At 65.2% G+C, this 17,825-nt stretch carries 15 protein-coding genes and 1 other RNA gene; 6 read left to right on the top strand and 10 right to left on the bottom strand.

Translation table 11 applies throughout. The annotated features are described in order from the left end of the window. Positions 1–52 precede the first annotated feature (52 nt). The 7 genes from AB7532_RS31300 to tkt all read right to left on the bottom strand — a co-directional run bounded on the left by AB7532_RS31300 (position 53) and on the right by tkt (position 8,795). Positions 53–1,117, bottom strand: a complete 1,065-nt coding sequence (locus AB7532_RS31300) for a tetratricopeptide repeat protein (protein ID WP_441238519.1) — start codon at positions 1,115–1,117, stop codon at positions 53–55. An 8-nt stretch (positions 1,118–1,125) separates the two neighbouring features. Continuing rightward, the gene (locus AB7532_RS31295) at positions 1,126–1,830 is read right to left on the bottom strand and encodes a thiamine phosphate synthase (protein ID WP_441238518.1); all 705 of its coding nucleotides are present in this window, start codon (positions 1,828–1,830) and stop codon (positions 1,126–1,128) included. Positions 1,831–1,833: 3 nt separating this feature from the next. Beyond that, positions 1,834–2,859 (bottom strand): class I fructose-bisphosphate aldolase, encoded by a 1,026-nt coding sequence (locus tag AB7532_RS31290; protein WP_441238517.1) that lies wholly within the window; start codon positions 2,857–2,859, stop codon positions 1,834–1,836. Positions 2,860–3,117: 258 nt separating this feature from the next. Beyond that, positions 3,118–4,185, bottom strand: a complete 1,068-nt coding sequence (gene fba / locus AB7532_RS31285; RefSeq protein WP_441238516.1) for a class II fructose-bisphosphate aldolase — start codon at positions 4,183–4,185, stop codon at positions 3,118–3,120. Between the two features lie 98 nt (positions 4,186–4,283). Beyond that, complete coding sequence (locus AB7532_RS31280) at positions 4,284–5,480, bottom strand: phosphoglycerate kinase (RefSeq protein WP_441238515.1); 1,197 nt, start codon at positions 5,478–5,480, stop codon at positions 4,284–4,286. A gap of 151 nt (positions 5,481–5,631) precedes the next feature. Beyond that, the gene (gap, locus tag AB7532_RS31275; protein ID WP_441238514.1) at positions 5,632–6,639 is read right to left on the bottom strand and encodes a type I glyceraldehyde-3-phosphate dehydrogenase; all 1,008 of its coding nucleotides are present in this window, start codon (positions 6,637–6,639) and stop codon (positions 5,632–5,634) included. A gap of 170 nt (positions 6,640–6,809) precedes the next feature. After that, positions 6,810–8,795 (bottom strand): transketolase, encoded by a 1,986-nt coding sequence (tkt, locus tag AB7532_RS31270; RefSeq protein ID WP_441238513.1) that lies wholly within the window; start codon positions 8,793–8,795, stop codon positions 6,810–6,812. 324 nt (positions 8,796–9,119) lie between these two features. Here tkt and AB7532_RS31265 point away from each other — a divergent pair, with 324 nt between their 5' ends. The 5 genes from AB7532_RS31265 to AB7532_RS31245 all read left to right on the top strand — a co-directional run bounded on the left by AB7532_RS31265 (position 9,120) and on the right by AB7532_RS31245 (position 11,766). Further along, on the top strand, positions 9,120–9,440 hold the full coding sequence (locus AB7532_RS31265) for a DUF4164 domain-containing protein (protein WP_441239390.1): 321 nt from the start codon (positions 9,120–9,122) through the stop codon (positions 9,438–9,440). Next, a complete protein-coding gene (locus AB7532_RS31260; RefSeq protein ID WP_441238512.1) occupies positions 9,437–9,820 on the top strand; it encodes a cell division protein ZapA in 384 nt (127 codons plus the stop codon). Before AB7532_RS31265 ends, AB7532_RS31260 begins: the two co-directional genes overlap by 4 nt. A gap of 215 nt (positions 9,821–10,035) precedes the next feature. After that, positions 10,036–10,196: non-coding RNA, 6S RNA (gene ssrS / locus AB7532_RS31255), on the top strand. Between the two features lie 171 nt (positions 10,197–10,367). Continuing rightward, positions 10,368–10,964, top strand: coding sequence for a 5-formyltetrahydrofolate cyclo-ligase (locus AB7532_RS31250; protein WP_441238511.1), 597 nt, complete (start codon positions 10,368–10,370; stop codon positions 10,962–10,964). Beyond that, the gene (locus AB7532_RS31245; protein WP_441238510.1) at positions 10,942–11,766 is read left to right on the top strand and encodes a TIGR00282 family metallophosphoesterase; all 825 of its coding nucleotides are present in this window, start codon (positions 10,942–10,944) and stop codon (positions 11,764–11,766) included. The genes AB7532_RS31250 and AB7532_RS31245 overlap by 23 nt, the downstream gene beginning before the upstream one ends. Before the next feature lie 17 nt (positions 11,767–11,783). Here the strand turns inward: AB7532_RS31245 and AB7532_RS31240 are convergent, their stop codons facing one another. Beyond that, the gene (locus tag AB7532_RS31240; protein ID WP_441238509.1) at positions 11,784–12,851 is read right to left on the bottom strand and encodes a CobW family GTP-binding protein; all 1,068 of its coding nucleotides are present in this window, start codon (positions 12,849–12,851) and stop codon (positions 11,784–11,786) included. A 117-nt stretch (positions 12,852–12,968) separates the two neighbouring features. Here AB7532_RS31240 and AB7532_RS31235 point away from each other — a divergent pair, with 117 nt between their 5' ends. After that, positions 12,969–14,066: a cyclase family protein gene (locus AB7532_RS31235; protein ID WP_441238508.1), complete on the top strand. Its 1,098-nt coding sequence runs from the start codon at positions 12,969–12,971 to the stop codon at positions 14,064–14,066. A gap of 253 nt (positions 14,067–14,319) precedes the next feature. Here AB7532_RS31235 and AB7532_RS31230 read toward each other — a convergent pair whose 3' ends face one another. Beyond that, entirely contained in the window at positions 14,320–15,663 is a 1,344-nt protein-coding gene (locus AB7532_RS31230; RefSeq protein ID WP_441238507.1) for a c-type cytochrome, read from the bottom strand. Then, a complete protein-coding gene (locus tag AB7532_RS31225) occupies positions 15,660–17,825 on the bottom strand; it encodes a molybdopterin cofactor-binding domain-containing protein (RefSeq protein WP_441238506.1) in 2,166 nt (721 codons plus the stop codon). The genes AB7532_RS31230 and AB7532_RS31225 overlap by 4 nt, the downstream gene beginning before the upstream one ends.

The following is a 17,825-nucleotide window of genomic DNA, read 5'->3' as shown; positions in this document are numbered from 1 at the left end:
AAATCGCGCCTGTTTGAAGGATTGGGTGCCCTGCGAGGGCCCTTGCGTCAAGTCATTTGGTCCCGAGCCACTTCCTGGCGGCGGCCTCGGCCTTGGACCGGTCTTCGGCCGGCAGGTCGGCCAACTGCTTGTCGAGCTCCGGATCGCCCTTGCCGGATGTCTTGGCGACCAAATGCCATTTGAAGCCCTCGACCTTGTCCATGGTCGTGCCCACGCCGTTGATCAGCACCCAGGCCAGCCGGTTCTGCGCGATCGCGCTGCCCTGGCGGGATGCCTTGCGGAGCAGCGCGACGGCGGCAGGCTGGTTCTTCGGCGTCCCGGTGCCGTTGAACATGGCGATGGCATATTCGACCTCTGCATCGACATTGTCGCCGAGTGAGGCCGCCTGGAGCAGCCGTACCGCGCGTTCCGGGTCCTTCGGCACGCCGGTGCCCTCCTTGTAGAAGGTCGCAAGCGCGTATTGGGCCTCCGGCAGGCCGGCGTCGGCCGCCTGGCGCAGCAGCTCGGCGGAACGCCTGACGTCCTGCGGCAGGGTCTGGCCGTCCAGATACAGCAAAGCGAGATTGTAGGCCGCCTTGGGCTCGCCGAGCTTGGCGGAGGAGGCCATCAGCTTCACCGCCTCGCCCTTGTCCACCGGGCCGCCCCGACCCGAGATGCGCAGCATGGCGAGTGCGAACATCGCCTCGCGGTCGCCGGCGTCGGCGGCACGCTTGTACCAGTCGAGCGCCTTGGCGTAGTCGCGGCGGATGCCCATGGCGTTGGAATAGAGCTCGCCCAGCATGGTCATCGCCTTTGGGTCGCCGGTCGCGGCGCGGGCGGTGGCGAGATCGAACGCCGTCTTGTACTGGCCGCGCTGATAGGCGCCGTACACCAGGTCGACCCCCGGCGCATCGGTTGCCGGCGCCGGGATCACGGTCGCGGGCAGTGCGGGCTTGGGGGAGGACGACGGCTTTGGCGCCGGCGCGGCCTCCTTCTTCTTGGCAGGCGGAGGCGGCTTGGGCTTCTGCTTCTCAGCCGGTGGGCTCGGGATCGTTGCCGGCGGCGCGATCTGGAGCTGCGCAGCCGCGGGCGTCGTCAGCAGCAGCGTAGCCAAAATGGTGATGCGCGGAAGCTTCATGTCGGGCGCTAGCCGTGCTCGCTGTCCGCAGGATCTTGGGCCCCAAAATCCTGGCCCAGAGGCGCAGCCGCAAAGCCCTTCCTGATCGCGGCATCGGCCTCGATCAGCGCTGCCTTCGGCCCGCGCGGATCGGCCCAGATGAGCTCGCCGACCAGCACGAAATCAGCGCCGCTGGCGGCGAAGTCATGGGCCTCTTCCAGCGACGTCGCAAAGCCGACGCAGGGCGGCTCGAACAGCTCGGCCCACCAGTCCAGCCGCTCGGCGATCGCCTGCGACGATGGCCGCTGGCCCTTCGCGTCAGGCTCGCCGAACAGCACATAGTCCGCGCCGATCTCGCCCGCATCCATGGAATGGTGCCGCGTCGTCAGCCCGCCGACGCCGGCGATGCGATCGGGCTTGAGCGACGGCAGCGCCTCTTTCAGCGCGGCGATGCCGGGCAGGTGCGCGCCGTCGGCGCCGCCACGTGCGACGAGTTCCGGATAGCCTTCGACGAGCAGCGCGGCACCCGCCTTCTGCACCGGCGGCGCAAAGGCCTTGATGCGCGTGATCATGGTGCGCTGGTCGGTCTCCTTCAACCGCAGCAGTACGGCCGCGACGTGGGCGGCGGCGAGCAGGGCCGGCAGCTCGGCGACGAGCGTAGCGGGATCATCGACGACGGGCGTCGCGAGATAGAGGCGCGGCGCCGGGCGCGGCGGAGGCGGTTTGTTCGACAAGATCTAGGCTGCCTTCTTTTCCAGGCTGCTTTGCCATTCGCCTTTGGAGGCGAGGCCGTTCATGCGGGCCCGATGACTGAATGCGTTTTGTCCGGCGGTGACGTTCCCGGCCTTGCCGGACCAGGCCTTCTGCGGCGCGGCCTGAAGCGCACGGCCGTAGGAGAAGGTGAGACCCCAGGGCAAGGCGCCGAGGTTGTGCATGGCGTTGAGGTGCGCGGTTGCCTCCACATCCGACTGGCCGCCGGAGAGGAAGGCGATGCCGGGCACGGCCGCGGGCACGCAGGCCTTCAAAAGCCGTATCGTCTTCTCCGCGACTTCTTCGACGGAGGCCTGTTTCGGTGACGTCTTGCCGGAGATCACCATGTTCGGTTTCAGCACCATGCCTTCGAGCGCGACGCGCTGCACGCGCAACTCCTGGAACGTCTTGTTGAGCACACGCTGGGTGACTTCATAGCAGCGGTCGATGTCGTGGTCGCCGTCCATCAGCACCTCCGGCTCGACGATCGGCACGATCTGCGCGGCCTGGCAAAGCGCGGCGTACCGCGCCAGCGCGTGGGCGTTGACGCTGATCGCGGTCATCGAGGGAATGCCACCGGCGATATCGATCACCGCGCGCCATTTGGCGAAGCGCGCGCCACGCTCGTGATATTTCTTCAGCCGCTCGGCGAGCTTGTCGAGCCCGACGGTGACGAGCTCTCCCGGACACATCGGCAGGGCTTGCGTGCCCTCGTCGACCTTGATGCCGGGGATGGCGCCGCTCTGTTCGATCAGCTTGACCAGCGGCGTGCCGTCCGCGGCGTTCTGCCAGATCGTCTCGTCGTAGAGGATCACGCCGGAGATGTGCTGGCTCATGGCCTCCTTCGACCGGAACAGCATCTCGCGATAGTCGCGGCGATTGGCTTCCGTCGATTCCACGCCGATCGCGTCGAACCGCTTCTTGATGGTGCCGGAGGATTCGTCGGCGGCAAGGATGCCCTTGCCCGGCGCGACCATGGTGGTCGCGATTCCATTGAGCTCAGTCAGATTCATCGAGAGGTCCTCCCAAAACGATTCTGCCCTTGCCTGCGAAAATAGACCGTTATCGGGCAATTGCCGAGTTAACGTTGGTCGCAGGGTAAAGGGGCCTTTCCGTCATTCCGGGATGCGCCGAAAGGCGCAGGCCCGGAATCCATACCCCCGAGCGGTGGTTATGGATTCCGGGCCCACGCGGAGCCTGTCATCGGGCCGCGCATTCGCGCAGACCCGTTGGCGTGTCCCGGAATGACCCGGGAATGGGCTTGAAGGGCCTTACGCCACCTTGGGATCCAGCTCGCCCTTGGCGTAGCGCTTGGCCATCTCGGCGGGGGTCAGGACCTTCTTGAACTTGGAGGCCTGGCCTGCGGTGTTGAACTCCTGCAGCCGCTGCTTGCACAGCTTGGTCATCGCTTCCATCGCGGGCTTCAGGTACTTGCGCGGGTCGAACTCTTCCGGGTGCTCCTTGAACACCTTGCGGATCTGGCCGGTCATGGCCATGCGGTTGTCGGTGTCGATGTTGATCTTGCGCACGCCGTGCTTGATGCCGCGCTGGATCTCGGACACGGGCACGCCCCAGGTCGGCTTCATCTTGCCGCCGAACTCGTTGATGATGTCCTGGAGGTCCTGCGGCACCGACGACGAGCCGTGCATGACGAGATGCGTGTTCGGCAGCTTGCGGTGAATCTCCTCGATCACCTTCATGGCGAGGATGTCGCCGTCGGGCTTGCGGGTGAACTTGTAGGCGCCGTGAGACGTTCCCATCGCGATCGCGAGTGCGTCGACCTTGGTCTCCTGGACGAACTTCACGGCCTCGTCCGGATTGGTCAGCAGCTGGTCGTGGGAGAGCTTGCCCTCGGCGCCGTGGCCGTCTTCCTTGTCGCCCATGCCGGTCTCGAGCGAACCGAGCACGCCGAGCTCGCCTTCGACCGAGATGCCGCCGAGATGGGCCATGTCGGTCACGGTCTTGGTGACGCCGACATTGTAGGTCCAGTCGGCCGGGCTCTTGCCGTCGGCCTTGAGCGAGCCGTCCATCATCACCGAGGTGAAGCCGGCCTGGATCGCGGTCATGCAGGTCGCGGCCTCGTTGCCGTGGTCGAGATGCACGCAGACCGGAATGTGCGGATAGATTTCGGTGACCGCGTCCATCATGTGCTTGAGCATGATGTCGTTGGCATAGGAGCGCGCGCCGCGCGAGGCCTGGATGATGACGGGAGCGTCCACCGTGTTGGCCGCGTCCATGATCGCCAGCGCCTGCTCCATGTTGTTGATGTTGAAGGCCGGTACGCCGTAATCGTTCTCAGCCGCATGGTCGAGCAATTGACGCAACGTGATCCGAGCCATGTGTGTCTTTCTCCGTTTGGGCCTCGTGGGGCCGCGTGTTTCTTGTCGACGAATTACTAGGTGCCAGATTGCTTGGCGCCAGATTACTTGGTGCAAGATTACTTGATGCGAAGCACTTCGACGCCGGGCAGGGGCTTGCCTTCCATCCATTCAAGAAATGCGCCACCTGCGGTCGAAACATAGGTGAACTGACCGGCCACATGAGCCTGGTTGAGCGCCGCGACGGTGTCGCCGCCGCCCGCGATCGAGATCAGCTTCTTGGCCTTGGTGCGTTCCGCTGCGTGCTTGGCGGCTGCCATCGTGCCACGGTCGAACGGCTGCATCTCGAAGGCACCGAGCGGACCGTTCCAGACCAGCGTGGCGGCGTCGTCGATGGCGGCATGAACGCGCGCGATCGACTGCGGGCCGACGTCGAGGATCATGCCGTCGGCCGGGATCGCATCGAGGCCGTAGGCATGCGACGGCGCGTTGGCCGCGAAATGATAAGCGACGGTGGCGTCCACGGGGAGGATGATCGCGCAATTGGCGGCTTCCGCCTTCTCCATGATGCGCAGCGCGGTCGGGGCGAGATCCTTCTCGGCCAGCGACTTGCCGACACCGACGCCCTGGGCGTGCAGGAAGGTGTTGGCCATGCCGCCGCCGATCACCAGCGCATCGACCTTGGTCACCAGGTTTTCGAGCAGATCGATCTTGGTCGAGACTTTTGCACCGCCGATGATCGCAATGACGGGCTTGGTCGGCGATCCCAGCGCCTTCTCCAGCGCGACGAGCTCGGCCTGCATGGTGCGGCCGGCATAGGCCGGCAGCTTGTGGCCGAGGCCTTCGGTCGTGGCGTGGGCGCGGTGCGCGGCGGAGAACGCGTCGTTGACCCAGATGTCGCCGAGCTTTGCCAGCTCCGCGACGAAGGCGGGATCGTTCTTCTCTTCCTCTTTGTGGAAGCGGGTATTTTCGAGACAGAGGACGTCGCCGTCCTTCATCGCCGCCACGGCCTTCGCCGCGGGCTCGCCGATGCAATCATCGGCGAAGGCGACGGGCTTGTTCACGACCTTCGACAGCGCCCCGGCGACCGGCTTCAGCGAGTCCTTGGCGTCGCGGCCCTTCGGCCGGCCGAAATGCGCGAGCAGGATGACCTTGCCGCCCTTGTCCGAGATTTCGGTGATGGTCGGCGCGACGCGCTCGAGCCGGGTCGCGTCGCTGACGCGGCCGTTGTCCATGGGCACGTTGAGATCGACGCGCAGCAGCACGCGCTTGCCCTTCACATCGACGTCGTCGAGGGTGCGGAATTTGTTGGTCATCGGACGCTTCCTTGTCCCGGGCGCATTGCGGCACGCAGTGCCGCTGTGCAGAACCGGGACCCACATTGCGGCGAGTCCCGTGGTGATAATGGGTCCCGGATCAGCGAAGCAGCGTTGCACGCTGCATCGCGTCCGGGACACGAGACCTGCGTTAGATCACCTTCGCGAGCGCGACGGCGGTGTCCGCCATGCGGTTCGAGAAACCCCACTCGTTGTCGTACCAGGACATCACGCGCACCAGCGTGCCGTTCTGCACCTTGGTCTGGTCCTCGTGGAAGGTCGAGGAGTGCGGGTCGTGGTTGAAGTCGATCGAGACGTTCGGCGCGCTGGTGTAGCCGAGGATGCCCTTGAGCTGCTGCTCGCTGGCACGCTTCATCGCCGCGTTGATTTCCTTCACGTCGGTGGCCCGCTTGGCTATGATCTTGAGGTCGACGACCGAGACGTTCGGGGTCGGCACGCGGATCGCGACGCCGTCGAGCTTGCCCTTCAGCTCGGGCAGCACGAGGCCGATCGCCTTGGCGGCGCCGGTCGAGGTCGGGATCATCGACATCGCAGCCGCGCGGCCGCGGTAGAGATCCTTGTGCATGGTGTCGAGCGTCGGCTGGTCGCCGGTATAGGCGTGGATCGTGGTCATGAAGCCGGTCTCGATGCCGACGAGGTCGTTCAGCACCTTGGCCACCGGCGCCAGGCAGTTGGTGGTGCAGGAGCCGTTGGAGACGACGAGGTGATCCTTGGTCAGCGTCTCGTGGTTGACGCCGTAAACGATGGTGGCGTCGGCGCCGTCGGCGGGCGCGGAAACGAGAACGCGCTTGGCGCCGGCGGTGAGATGCGCGGAGGCCTTGTCCTTCGAGGTGAAGATGCCGGTGCATTCCATCGCGATGTCGACGCCGAGATCCTTCCAGGGCAGCTTCGAGGGATCGCGCTCGGCGGTCACCTTGATCTTGTTACCGCCGAGGCTGATCGTGTCGCCTTCGACGGTGACGGTGCCGGGGAAGCGGCCATGGACGCTGTCGAAACGCAGGAGATGGGCGTTGGTCTCGACCGGGCCGAGGTCGTTGATGCCGACGACTTCGATGTCCTTGCGGCCGGACTCGGCGATAGCCCGCAGGATGTTGCGGCCGATGCGGCCAAAACCGTTAATTCCGACGCGGACTGCCATGTTTCGTCTCCTTATGACCGTTCAATGACGGGATCGATAACGCCTAGTCACCCTGCACAACGCGCCATACGCGCCTGCGAGGGTTTTTTAGGGGCGGACGCCCGGTTCTGCCGGGCGGTGCTTGATCATATGAGAGATTACGTAGTCCTTTTTTTTGGCAAGCTCAACTCTCAGGAAACGCGCTTCAGCACAGCGTTAACCGCAGCCTCGGCGGTAATGCCGAAATGCTGGAAAATCTTGTTGAGGGGCGCGCTGGCGCCGAACGAGTGCATGCCTACGAATTCGCCTTCCTGGCCGATCACGGCATCCCAGCCCCAGCGCACCGCGGCCTCGATCGCGACCTTCACCGGCGCGTTGCCGATGATCGCGTCACGGCGTTCCTTTGGTTGCGCTAGCAAGAGTTCGAGCGAGGGCACCGAGACCACCCGTGTCGGAATGCCGCGCTCGGCGAGCTGCTTCTGGGCGGCGACGGCCATCTCGACCTCGGAACCGGAGGCGAACAGCGTGGCCTTGGCTTCGCCCTGCGCTGCCACCAGTTCGTAGGCGCCGTACTGGCAGAGGGTCTCGTTCGGCGCATTGGTGCGCAGCTGCGGCAGGTTCTGCCGCGTCAGTGCCAGCACGGTCGGACCGTCGACGCGATTGAGCGCAAGCTCCCAGCACTCGGCGACTTCGATGGAGTCACAGGGACGGAAGACGCGCATGTTCGGAATGGCCCGCAGTGCGGACAGGTGCTCGACCGGCTGGTGGGTCGGGCCGTCCTCGCCGAGACCGATGGAATCATGGGTCATCACATAGACGACGCCGACACCCATCAGCGCGGCTAGGCGCATCGCGGGACGTGCGTAGTCCGTGAACACCAGGAACGTCGCCCCGTTCGGCGCGAAGCCGCCGTGCAGGAAGACACCGTTCATGGCGGCGCACATGCCAAACTCGCGGATGCCGTAATGGATGAAGCGGCCCTTCGGCGTCTTGGCCGAGAACGCGGTCGCCGATTTCGCCTTGTTGTTGTTGGAGCCGGTGAGGTCGGCGGAGCCCGCCAGAAACTCCATCGGCATCGCGCCGGCGATAACCTCGATCACGGCCTCGGAGGACTTGCGGGTCGCCGCATTCATCGGCTTTTCCAGCAGCTCCTTCTTGTAGGTGCGGAACGCCTTGGCGAGCGCGGCCGGACGTTCATGGCGCAGGCGGCGCTCGAACTCGGCGCGCTTGCGGCTGCCCAGCTCGCTGAGCCGTGTCTCCCATTCCTGCCGGGCAGCCGCGCCGCGGGTGCCGGCGGCGCGCCAGGCCTTCAGCACGTCGTCGGGCACCGAGAACGGCTCGAGCGAGATGCCGAGATTTTCCTTGGCGGCCTTGAGCTCCTCGGCGCCGAGCGCTTCACCATGCACCTTGTTGGTGCCGGCCTTATGCGGTGCGCCGAAGCCGATGGTGGTGCGGCAGGCGATCAACGTCGGCTTGCTGGATTTCTGCGCGCGGGTGATGGCGGCGGCGATCGCGGCCTGGTCGTGGCCGTCGATCTTCTCGGCCGCCCAGCCCGCCGACTTGAAGCGCTTCACCTGGTCGACGGAATCGGAAATCGAGGTGGGGCCGTCGATCGAGATGCCGTTGTCGTCATAAAGGACGATCATCTTGTTGAGCTTCCAATGCCCGGCCATCGCGATCGCTTCCTGCGACACGCCTTCCATCAAGTCGCCGTCGGAGGCGAGCACGTAGGTGTGGTGGTCGACGATCTTCTTGCCGAACTCGGCGGCGAGCATCTTCTCGGCGAGCGCCATGCCGACCGCGGTCGAGAGACCCTGGCCGAGCGGACCGGTGGTGGTCTCGACGCCCTTGGTGTGGCCGTGTTCGGGGTGTCCGGGCGTCAGCGATCCCAGCTGGCGGAAATCCTTGAGCTGGTCGATCGTCATCTCGGGGCTGCCGATCAGATGAAGCAGCGCATAGAGCAGCATCGATCCGTGGCCGGCGGAGAGCACGAAACGGTCGCGGTCGGGCCAGTCCAGCGCAGCGACGTCGAATTTCAGGAATTGCGTGAACAGCACCGTGGCCATGTCGGCGGCGCCCATCGGCAGGCCCGGATGGCCCGATTTCGCCTTCTCGACGCCATCCATTGCGAGGCCGCGGATCGCGTTGGCCATACGGTTGTGATCGACCTGCGTCATGTCTGGAAATCCGTCTGAAATGAGGCGCTTGGCGGCGGTATTCGCCCGCGCGGAAAGGAGCCTTTCGGCCGCTGGGGTCGGGGCTGGGATAGCACCTCGGTTCCGGGAGTCCAAGGCAGTCAAACGTCGGTTTGGCCGTAAAAGTTGCTTAGCAGTGCATAGTTTCCCGGCGGCGTTGCGCTAGGCTAGCTTGCCACGTAAATTTCTGCTTCTAACCGCTTGCCGAACCGAGTCTTTTGCCGGACGGCAAGCTCCCAGGTAAAGCCCAAGGGGACGTCCATGGGGACGTCCAAGGGCAAGGCCACAGGTTCCGCCGCTGACTGCATGAACGATCGCGTATCCAACAGCTCTGCCATGACGGAGTCCTCGGCCGTCGAGATCGAGATCGCGACCCGCAGGCTCACGGCGGCGCTCGACTCTCTCGAGAGCGCGGTGGAGCGACGGCGCGATGCCGATCGCGACGAGAACGAGCTTGCGGCGCGGATTCAGGCGCTCGGTGCGGATCGCTCGCGGCTCGCCGACGAACTCGACGGCGCACTGGTGAAGGCGCGCAAGCTCGAGCGCACAAATCGCGAGATCTCCGATCGGCTGGATTCCGCCATCGTCACGATACGCTCGGTGCTCGATACCGGAGAGGACGGATGAGCCACATCAACGTCACCATCAACGGCCGGCAATACCGCATGGCCTGCGAGGAGGGCCAGGAGGTGCGCCTGCTGAAGCTCGCCGAAAGCCTGGAAACGCGGATTCAGTCGCTGCGCGGAAAATTCGGCGAGATCGGCGACGCGCGCCTCACCGTGATGGCGGCGCTGACCGTCTGCGACGAGCTGGTCGACGCCGGCAACCGCGTCCGCACCATGGAGCAGGAGCTGACTGAGCTGCGGGATTTCCGCAATGCCGCCGTCGAGCGCGCCAGGATGACGCAGACCGCGGTGGTGAACGCACTGAACTCCGCCGCCGAGCGCATCGAGAAGTCGACCCAGGTCCTGAACCGGACCGTCGGCAACGGGATTGCGATCGGCTGACGGGCGGTTTCCTTGTGGCCATCCTTCGAGACGCCCGCTGGAGCGGGCTCCTCAGGATGAGGTCATGTTTCGCGGCGAGATCTTGGACCCTCATGGTGAGGAGCCCGCCTTAAGGCGGGCGTCTCGAACCATGCAGGCCCGGCTTTTTCCCCGCATCCCGGCGATCACGTGCGATCGCTATGGCGATTCGTCAGTATCGTTGTTACATTGCCCAGGCGAGGCTGCGACGCGCGTCAGGAGCCATATATCCCCGGGGCCTTATCGATCCTTTAGGGAACTGTCCCTGGCCGGGCCCGTGGGCCCGGACATATGGTGCCCACCTACTTTCGTAGGGAACTCCGGGATCGAGTGCTTCAACGGCGTCCGCGGCTTCGCACTTTTGTTGCTTGGTTTGTGCTTGTCGAAACGACTGCGGCCAGTTCAACAAGTGTCATGCCCCGGCTTGACCGGGGCATCCAGTACGCCGCGCCCTTTGTGTGAATCACCACCGCCTCTGGAATACTGGATCACCCGCTTTCGCGGGTGATGACGTGGGGGACCCAAGCGCATGACCAATACCAAAGCCGAACTCCGCGCCAAAGCCCTCGCGGCGCGCGACGCGCTCAGTGAGAAGAAGCGCATCGCCGCCGCCGCAAAGCTCGCCAAGCGCGGGCTGCCGTTCGATCTCCTGCCCGGCAGCATCGTCTCCGGCTACTCGCCGATCCGCAGCGAGATCGATCCGATGCCGCTGCTGAAGAAGCTCGCGGAGGCGGGCGCCAGGCTGGCGCTGCCTTGCGTCACCGCGCGCGGCCAGTCGCTGATCTTCCGTATCTTCCATCCGAACGACCGGTTGATGCTCGGCCCGCTCGGCATTCCCGAGCCGTCGCCGGCGGCGGCCGAAGTGATCCCCGATATCATGCTGACGCCGCTTGCGGCGTTCGACCGTCTCGGCCATCGCATCGGCTATGGCGCGGGGCATTACGATTTCACCTTCGCGCATCTGCGCAAGGCCAAGAACATCCTCGGCATCGGGCTCGCTTTTGCAGCGCAGGAGATCAAGGCCGTTCCGGCACTATCGCACGACGTGGCGCTGGATTATGTGCTAACGGAATCGGACGTGTTTGATTTCCGGAGTTCTGAAGTTGCGCATTCTCTTCGTGGGTGATGTCGTCGGCCGCAGCGGCCGCAACGCCATCGCGGAATACCTGCCCGGCATGGTCAAGGACTGGTCGCTCGATCTCGTCGTCGTCAACGGCGAGAATTCCGCCGGCGGCTTCGGCATCACGGAAGCAATCTATCAGGAGTTTCTCGACGCCGGCGCCGACGCGGTGACGCTCGGCAACCATTCCTGGGACCAGCGCGAGGCGCTCGTCTTCATCGGGCGCGCCGACCGCCTGGTGCGTCCCACGAACTATCCGCGCGGCACGCCCGGCCGCGGTGCTGCCCTGGTCGAGACCAAGAACGGCAAGCACGCCCTCGTCGTCAACGCGCTCGGCCGCGTCTTCATGACCCCGTTCGACGATCCCTTTGCCGCACTTGAGCGCGAGCTTGGCGCCTGTCCGCTCGGTGTTGCCGCCGACGCCATCGTCGTCGATTTCCATTGCGAGGCGACCAGCGAGAAGCAGGGCATCGGCTTCTTCTGCGACGGCCGCGCCAGCCTCGTCGTCGGCACGCACACGCATGTACCGACCGCCGACCACCAGATCCTGCCGGGCGGCACCGCCTACATGACCGACGCCGGCATGACCGGCGATTACGACTCCATCATCGGCATGCAGAAGGAAGAGCCGCTGCGGCGGTTCACGTCGGGGATTCCGTCGGGCCGGTTCGAGCCCGCGGCGGGCGTGGCGACGCTGAGTGGTGTTGCGGTGGAGACGGATGACGCAACAGGCCTCGCACTGAAGATCGCGCCGGTGCGCGTGGGTGGCCGGCTGGAGCCGGCGACGCCGCGGTTCTGGTTGAGCTGACGGAAAGTGCGGCTGTCTCAAGCTGCCGCGCGGACTGCCTGCCAGAGCTCAAGCACTTCCGCACGCGCGATGCCGCGTGTGATGAACACGATGCGTGAGCGGCGATCGCTGTCGGCCCAGGCACCAAGCGCGACCGGCGGATGGAACACGTGGTGCACGCCGTGGATCACGATCGGTGTCGGCTCGCCACGGAGATTGAGAATTCCCTTCACGCGCAGCAGGTCCTCTCCTCGCGCGTTGCGCAGATACGCCAGCCAGCGCGTCACGGCCATCCAGTCGAGCGGCTCGTCGAACGCCAGCATGAAGCTGGCGATTGACGCATCGTGATCAGGATGGCCGTGGTCATGGTGCCCGTGATGATCGTGATGCGAATGACCGGCGTGCGCATGCGATTCCGCGAAGGCCCGCTCGTTGAGCCAGCGCTCCACGTCTATCTTTTTCAATTCGGGATCGATCAGGCCGGCGCCGAATAGCTGTGCAGGATCGATCTCGCCATGACTGACGCTTTCGATTCTGGCGCCGGGATTGAGGCGCCGCAGGCGCAGCTCCAGCGTTGCGATGTTCTCGACCAGATCGCGCTTGGTGATCAACAGCCGGTCGGCCAACGCCACTTGCTTCACCGCCTCATATTGCCGATCGAGCTGATGCGGAGCGTTGACCGCATCGACCGTGGTCACGACCGTGTCGAGCCGCAGGAAGTGCGAGACGAGAGGATTGTTGAGCAGGAGCTGCACGATCGGCGCGGGGTCGGCGAGACCGGTGGTCTCGACCAGGATACGGCGGAATGGGGGAACCTCGCCACGGTCCCGCTTCACCAGAAGATCTCGCAGCGTCTGCTCCAGGTCGCTGCGGATGGTGCAGCAGATGCAGCCGCTTGCGAGCACCGCGACCTCGCCATCGACGCGCTCGACCAGAAGATGATCGAGACCGACCTCGCCATACTCGTTGATGATGACGGCGCTGTCCTTCATGCCGTCGTGGCGCAGCAGGCGATTGAGCAATGTCGTCTTGCCGCTGCCGAGAAAGCCGGTGATCAGCGAGACCGGAAGTCGCTGTGCGGATTTGTCGCTTTCAAACAGGCTCATTGGAAGCTCTCGCACCAACGGTCTTATTTTTGTCGCTGGACAATAACCTAGCGGAGGAGGAGGCTGACGGCAATTTTAGAGTCCAGATTTATCTGGACCACAACCTGGGAGGGTGCAATGTCTAATGAGATCAACGACGTAGATCAAGACACCAGCGGCGCCACGACCGATCGCCGGACCTTGCTCCGCACCGCGGGCATCGCCGGCGTCGCGGGCGCGGCGTTCGCCGGCGCGATGCATGGCAAGTTCTCGCTCGCGCCGATCAGCCAAGCCCAGGCGCAGACTGCCACCTCCATGCCCAAGAACGTCGACAAGCCATGGTGGCCATCGAAATGGGGCAAGGATGACGAGTCCGGCGCATCCAACCACATCACCCCGGCGAAGGTCCTCGACGCGGCGAAATGGATCAAGGACGGCAAGATCTACAAGATCGGTCGCGTCTACGAGGCTGCGATGCCGCTGTTCGGCGCGCGGGTGTTCGCGCTGCGCATTCCCGGCAGCCCGACTGGCGGGCCGTTCGGCGACAACAAGCTCGTGTATCACGACGAGTTTCTTGCGACCGAGATCGGCCAGACCGGCACGCAGTTTGACGGTCTTGGTCACATCGGCATCCAGATGGGCAAGGAGGGCGACAAGAACGAGATGCGATTCTACAACGGCTTCACAGCGGCCGAGATCAGCGACGCCTACGGCCTGAAGAAGCTCGGCATCGAGAAGCTCAAGCCGATCTTCACCCGTGCGCATCTGATCGACATGGTCGCGCTCAAGGGCGGCATGATGGATGCGGGGCAGGAGATCTCCTCAGCCGACATCAAGGCGGGGCTGGCGAAGCAGAACATCCCCGAGAGCGACATCAAGCCCGGCGACGCGATCATGTTCCACACCGGCTGGGGCTCGCTCTGGATGAAGAACAACGATCGCTTCAACAGCGGAGAACCGGGCATCGGCCTCGACGCTGCCAAATGGATCGTCGAGAAGGATCTCGCTCTCACGGGAGCCGACACGTGGGCAGTCGAGGTGGTGCCCAATCCCGACAAGACGCTCGCCTTCGTGGTCCACGCCGAGCTGCAGACCAAGAACGGCATCCACAACCACGAGAACCTGATCTTCGACGAGCTGATCGCCGACAAGAAATACCAGTTCGTCTATAGTTTCACCCCCGCCCCGATCAAGGGCGCTACGGGAAGCAACGGCTGCCCGATCGCGATTACATGACGACGAAGGTCGGCGGGGGCGAACGAAGCGTCCCCGCTTGTGTTCTGGTTGGGTTGAAAGCGGCACCTCATACGCGGTGTCGTCCCCGCGAAAGCGGGGACCCATAACCCCAGGAAGGAGTGTGGGGCACAGCTCCCACTCCGAGTCTTCGCACAACCACTCCCTGTGGGTATGGATCCCGGATCGGCGCTTCGCTTGTCCGGGACGACAGTGGAGATTGACGCGCGCGCTTGCTCATCAATCTCGCTGTACGCTAATCCGCCGTCTGCTCCCGCAGCTCCGCGACATCCTTCGCGGTCAGCTTCGAGCCCTTCGTCCCGAACCGCGCTGTGACATAGTTCGCCACCGCCGCGATCTCATCGTTCGTGTACGCATTCCCGAACGCGGGCATCGAGAGCGCACCCTCCGGCGTATGCCGCTTCGTCCCCGAGATCACGATCTGCGCAACGTTGGTCGCGCTAGGATCGTTCACCGCCCAGGTGCCGGTCAGCGTCGCCATCGGCGACACCGGGCTCTCGCCGCTCCAGCCATGGCAGCTGGCGCAGGCGCCGGCGAACAGCATCTTGCCGCGTGCATCCGCCGTGATGCCTTCCTTGTGCGAGGCGGGCGCGACCGGCGCCGTGGTGGCGGGCAGGTCGGGCGAGGGCTGCGGCGGCACGCTGCGCAAGTAAGCAACGACGGCGCGGATGTCCTCCGGCGCGAACTGGCTGAAGCTGTGATCGACGGCTTCACCCATCGGGCCCGAGGCCGAGCCGTGGCCGGGCGCGTGGCCGAGCGACAGATACGAGATCAGGTCCTCATCGCGCCAGTTGCCCAGCCCCGTCGCCTTGTCGGAGGAGATGTTGAAGGCACGCCAGCCGGCCGTGATCGCGCCCGCGAACTTCTTGCGGTTATCGAGCGCGAAGCCGAGATTGCGGGGCGTGTGACACTCGCCGCAATGCGCCAGCGCCTCGACCAGATACGCACCGCGATTCCATTCCGGGCTCTTCGAGGTGTCGGGCGCAAAGCGCGTGTCCGGATTGAACACGGCGGACCAGACCATCATCGCCCAGCGCTGGTTGAACGGGAACGACAGCGTGTTGTCGGGCGCCTTGGCCCGCACGGCCGGCAGGCTGAACAGATAGGCCTTCACCGCCAGCACGTCGTCGTCGGTCATGAACGTGTAGGACGTGTACGGCATCGCCGGATAGAGCCGCGCGCCGTCACGGCGCTGGCCGTGCTGGACCGCGTTGAGGAAATCCCGGTCGCTGTAATTGCCGATGCCGGTGTCCTTGTCCGGCGTGATGTTGGTCGAATACAGCGTGCCGAACGGCAGCTTGAAGCCGAGCCCGCCGGAATAGTCCTTCTCGCCCGGCTTGGTGTGGCAGACCATGCAGTCGGCTGCCTTTGCCAGATATTCGCCGCGCTCGACCAGGCTTGCCTTCTCGAGTTTTGCGGGCACGCCGGTCGGCTTGCCCGCGCGGTAATCCGCCAGCGCCACCTTGGTGCCACCGGCGAAATCGAGCGGGCCGGGCCCGCGGATGATCCAGACGCCAAGCCCTGCTGCGACGATTGCGATGACAACGACGCTGGTGAGGATACGCATTGTGCCGCTCATGCCTTCTTCCCCGCAGCCAGCAGTTTCCGATCGATAGGCAGGCGCCGCAGCGCCACGCCGGTTGCGGCGTAAATCGCGTTGCGCAGCGCCGGCGGTCCGGCATTGACGCCGGCTTCGCCGATGCCGCCGGGCGCCTCGCCGCTCTTGACGACGATGACCTCTATCTTCGGCGTCTCGTTGATGCGCATCATGCGGTAGTCGTGGAAGTTCGACTGCTGCACGCGGCCCTTCTCGATGGTGATCTCGCCATAGAGCGCGGCGGTGAGGCCGAAGATGAGCCCGCCCTCGATCTGCGCCTTCACGGTGTCGGGGTTGACCGCGATGCCGGTGTCCACCACCGAGGTGATGCGGCGGAGCACGATCTCGCCGATGTCGTCGATCTCCGCTTCCACCACGGTCGCGATGAAGCTCGCGAATGACGGCTGCACGCAAATGCCGCGTCCGACGCGCGGCGGCAGCTTCTGGCCCCAGCCGGATTTTTCCGCGACCTGGTTCAGCACCGCCAGCATGCGCGGGTTTTTCGTCAACATGGACCGGCGGAATTCGATCGGATCCTTGCCGGCCTTGCGCGCGAGCTCGTCCATCGCGCATTCGACCGCGAATACGTTGTTGTTCGGGCCGACGCCGCGCCAGAAGCCCGTCGGCACCGCCGGCGGCTCGGCACGGACATACTCGACGTGAAAATTGGCGAAGTCGTAGGGCGCATCGACGGCGGCGTCGACGGCGTCGATGTCGATGCCCTTCTGGAATGCGGGCGGCAGCCAGCGCGCCAGCACGGCGGAGCCGGCCACCTTGTACTTCCAGGCCGCCACCTTGCCGTCGACCAGCGACGCCGTGACCTGGTCGCGATAGACCGGACGATAGACGTCGTGCTGGATATCCTCTTCGCGGGTCCAGATGACCTTCACGGGATAGTCGACCTGCTTCGCGATCTTCACCGCCGCGACCACCATGTCCGGCTCCAGCTTGCGGCCGAAGCCGCCGCCGAGCAGATGCTGGTTGACGATCACCTTGTCGACGGGAACGCCGGCAGCCTTCGCGGCCTCCGATTGCACGCGCGTCATGATCTGCGTGCCGGTCCAGATCTCGCAGGCATCCGGCCTGACGTGAACCGTGGCGTTGATCGGCTCCATCGACGTATGCGCGAGGAACGGCAGCTCGTAGGCCGCCTCGAATCTGTCGCCACTTGCAAGGGCCTTGGCGATGTCGCCCTCGGATTTCGCGACCGCGCCGTCCTTCTCGCTGGCCTTGCGCAGATCGTCCCAGATGTCCCTGGTGGAAATCCCAGCGTTCGCTCCCTCGTTCCACTCGATCTTGAGCGCCTCGAGGCCTTTCTTGGCGGCCCACATGTGATCGCCGATCACAGCGACCGCGTCGTCGAGCACGACGATTTTGCGCACGCCGGCAACCTTCGTCGCGGCGCTGTCATCGACCTTGCCGACCTTTCCGCCGAACACCGGGCAATTGGCGATCGCTGCGATCTTCATGCCGGGCAGGATCGCGTCGATGCCGTAGACCGCCTTGCCGTTGGTCTTCTCGGGCGTGTCGAGCCGCTTCAGCGGCTGGCCGATGAGGACGAAGTCCTTGGGGTCCTTGACCGCGACGTCCTTCGGCGGCGTCTGGCCTTGGGCTGCGAGCGCCAGCGCGCCGTAAGCGAGCTTGCGGCCGCTTGCGGCATGGGAGACCTCGCCCTTCGATGCCGTGCAGCTTGACGGCTCGACGGCCCATTGGCTGGCGGCGGCCTGCACCAGCATCGCGCGCGCGGTCGCGCCAGCCTTGCGCAGCGGCAACCACCAGGCGCGGATCGAGTTCGAATTGCCGGTGACCTGAAGGCCGAAGGTCGGGTTGCCGTAGAGCTTGTCGTTCGGCGGCGCGTGCTGCACTTCGACCTTGCTCCAGTCGGCGTCGAGCTCCTCCGCGAGCACCGCCGAGATCGAGGTGTAGGTGCCCTGGCCCATCTCGACCTGCGGCATCATCAGGATGGTGCGACCGGTCTCGTCGATGCGGATGAAGGCGTTCGGGGCGAACTTGCCGTCGGTCACATCGCGCTGCGGCGGCTCGTTGGTGGCGGCGCGCAACGGCAGATGGAAGCCGAGCAGGAAGCCGGTAGCGAGGCCGCCGGTCAGAAGCGTGCGGCGGGTGACGCCGTTATGTGAATTCAT

This window comes from Bradyrhizobium sp. 930_D9_N1_4 (assembly GCF_052076015.1).
Classification (GTDB): Bacteria; Pseudomonadota; Alphaproteobacteria; order Rhizobiales; family Xanthobacteraceae; genus Bradyrhizobium.
This window is presented reverse-complemented; position numbering and strand designations above follow the sequence as displayed.

What these genes read in the sequence shown, in the direction of transcription:
- AB7532_RS31300 (WP_441238519.1), bottom strand. Translation starts at nt 1,117, where the DNA reads ATGAAGCTTCCGCGCATCACCATTTTGGCTACGCTGCTGCTGACGACG.
- AB7532_RS31290 (WP_441238517.1), bottom strand. Translation starts at nt 2,859, where the DNA reads ATGAATCTGACTGAGCTCAATGGAATCGCGACCACCATGGTCGCGCCG.
- fba (WP_441238516.1), bottom strand. Translation starts at nt 4,185, where the DNA reads ATGGCTCGGATCACGTTGCGTCAATTGCTCGACCATGCGGCTGAGAAC.
- AB7532_RS31280 (WP_441238515.1), bottom strand. Translation starts at nt 5,480, where the DNA reads ATGACCAACAAATTCCGCACCCTCGACGACGTCGATGTGAAGGGCAAG.
- gap (WP_441238514.1), bottom strand. Translation starts at nt 6,639, where the DNA reads ATGGCAGTCCGCGTCGGAATTAACGGTTTTGGCCGCATCGGCCGCAAC.
- tkt (WP_441238513.1), bottom strand. Translation starts at nt 8,795, where the DNA reads ATGACGCAGGTCGATCACAACCGTATGGCCAACGCGATCCGCGGCCTC.
- AB7532_RS31265 (WP_441239390.1), top strand. Translation starts at nt 9,120, where the DNA reads ATGAACGATCGCGTATCCAACAGCTCTGCCATGACGGAGTCCTCGGCC.
- AB7532_RS31260 (WP_441238512.1), top strand. Translation starts at nt 9,437, where the DNA reads ATGAGCCACATCAACGTCACCATCAACGGCCGGCAATACCGCATGGCC.
- AB7532_RS31250 (WP_441238511.1), top strand. Translation starts at nt 10,368, where the DNA reads ATGACCAATACCAAAGCCGAACTCCGCGCCAAAGCCCTCGCGGCGCGC.
- AB7532_RS31240 (WP_441238509.1), bottom strand. Translation starts at nt 12,851, where the DNA reads ATGAGCCTGTTTGAAAGCGACAAATCCGCACAGCGACTTCCGGTCTCG.
- AB7532_RS31235 (WP_441238508.1), top strand. Translation starts at nt 12,969, where the DNA reads ATGTCTAATGAGATCAACGACGTAGATCAAGACACCAGCGGCGCCACG.
- AB7532_RS31230 (WP_441238507.1), bottom strand. Translation starts at nt 15,663, where the DNA reads ATGAGCGGCACAATGCGTATCCTCACCAGCGTCGTTGTCATCGCAATC.
- AB7532_RS31225 (WP_441238506.1), bottom strand. Translation starts at nt 17,825, where the DNA reads ATGAATTCACATAACGGCGTCACCCGCCGCACGCTTCTGACCGGCGGC.